Raw genomic sequence first — 1,934 nt, forward strand, 5'->3', positions numbered from 1 at the left:
TATAGCGCGGCGATCAGGATGAGGTGCGCCAGGACAAGCTGGCGCGTTCCAGCCGGTGAAAGTCCGGCTCGGGTAAGGGGTAGCTCCCGCCCGATAGTGAGTGTTGCGGCGTGGGCGGTGACGACCACGGCGAAGCGTACACAGCAATCATGTGGGGCATGGGAGTGAGCCACGATAATGATCAGATCGCAGGGGCCGAGACTTTCTCATCCGTCGAAGGCAACATGTGCGGAGCCGATATGCGAGGCGCCGTCGCCCTGCCGGGGTCTAGGGCCATGTCACGCATGAAAGGAACGCGTCGGAACCTGGGAGATCTCCTGTCTGGCCGGGTAGCGTCAGCCACGCCGGTCCGCATCGGAAAGGCGAGGAGCCGTAGCCGATGATGGACGGACAGGAGAAGTCAGACTCCGGCATAGTAGCTGCGAAGCCAACGAACAAAGCCGGACAACCGGCGGCGGAGCTGGTGGAGCCAAGGCCGGAGACCAAGGGGAGCGCGGAACAGCAACGCATGCACCGGACACAGAGCCGGGATCGCATGTTCCAGTCGCTGGACCGCGTACGGAAGGCTGCAAGGCTAAGGAAAAAGGATCAGTTCACCGCGCTCTTCCACCATATCAACGTCGATACACTTCGGACGGCTTTCTACGCGCTGAAGCGCAAGGCCGCTCCCGGGGTGGATGGCATGACGTGGCGGGACTACGAGGCAGACCTCGAGCCCCGGCTTGAGGATCTGCACAGACGGGTCCAACGGGGAGCGTATCGCCCGCAACCGTCACGCCGAACGTATATACCGAAGGCGGATGGGAAGCAGCGGCCGCTGGCGATTGCAGCTCTGGAAGACAAGATCGTCCAAGGAGCAACGGTCATGGTGCTCAATGCCATCTACGAAGGCGACTTCTGTGGTTTCTCCTACGGGTTTCGGCCCGGTCGAGGACCGCATGATGCATTGGATGCACTATGCGTGGCGATCGACCAGCGGAGGATGAGCTGGATAATTGACGCTGACATCCAGAACTTCTTTGGGGCGGTCAGCCAGGAATGGCTGGTTCGCTTCTTGGAGCACAGGATCGGCGACAAGCGCATCATCCGCCTGATCCGCAAATGGCTAAAGGCGGGCATCCTCGAAGACGGGATCGTGACCGTAGACGACAAGGGAACGGGACAGGGCTCGGTGATCTCACCGCTGCTCGGGAACATCTACCTGCACTACGTGCTCGACCTGTGGGCCAAGCGCTGGCGACAGCGCGAAGCCACCGGCGACATGATCATCGTGCGTTATGCCGATGACCTGATCGTCGGTTTCGAGCGCGAGGGCGACGCTCGTCGCTTCCTCGCTGCGATGCGCGCGAGGCTTGAGGGGTTCATGCTGTCGCTCCATCCGGACAAGACCCGCCTGATTGAGTTTGGCCGCTTCGCTGCAGTCAACCGCAAGCAACGCGGGCTCGGCAAACCGGAGACCTTCGCCTTCCTGGGGTTCACGTTCATCTGCGGGAAAACACGCAAAGGGCACTTCCAGCTTTTGCGGAAGACCCGAGGCGACCGCATGCGGGCGAAGCTCAAGGACATCAAGGCGGACCTGCGACGGCGGATGCACTGGCCGATCTCCCACCAGGGAAAATGGCTGAGGCAGATCGTCGGCGGGCATTTTGCCTACTTCGCGGTTCCAACGAACATCCGGGCGCTCACCGCGCTCCGGTATCGGGTGATTGGTCTCTGGCGGCGATGCCTACAGCGGCGCAGTCAGAGGGCCGACGTCACGTGGGAACGGATCGTGCAGTTAGCCAACGACTACCTACCCAAGCCTTCCATCCTTCATCCATGGCCGAATGTACGCTTCGCCGTCAAACACCCGAGGTAAGAGCCACGTGCGGGAAACCCGCCCGCGTGGATCTGTGCGGGGGGCGCTCAGTAATGGGCGTCCCTACCGCAATACG

1 protein-coding gene is annotated in these 1,934 nt (G+C 61.9%); it reads left to right on the forward strand.

Annotated elements, in window-relative coordinates; translation table 11 throughout:
* Nucleotides 1-382: 382 nt before the first annotated feature.
* The gene (gene ltrA / locus IB277_RS37500) at nt 383-1,858 is read left to right on the forward strand and encodes a group II intron reverse transcriptase/maturase (protein WP_113475914.1); all 1,476 of its coding nucleotides are present in this window, start codon (nt 383-385) and stop codon (nt 1,856-1,858) included.
* The last annotated feature ends 76 nt before the right edge of the window (nt 1,859-1,934 follow it).

Origin of the sequence: Ensifer sp. ENS07, from assembly GCF_014852185.1 — a bacterium.
Lineage (GTDB): Bacteria > Pseudomonadota > Alphaproteobacteria > Rhizobiales > Rhizobiaceae > Ensifer > Ensifer adhaerens.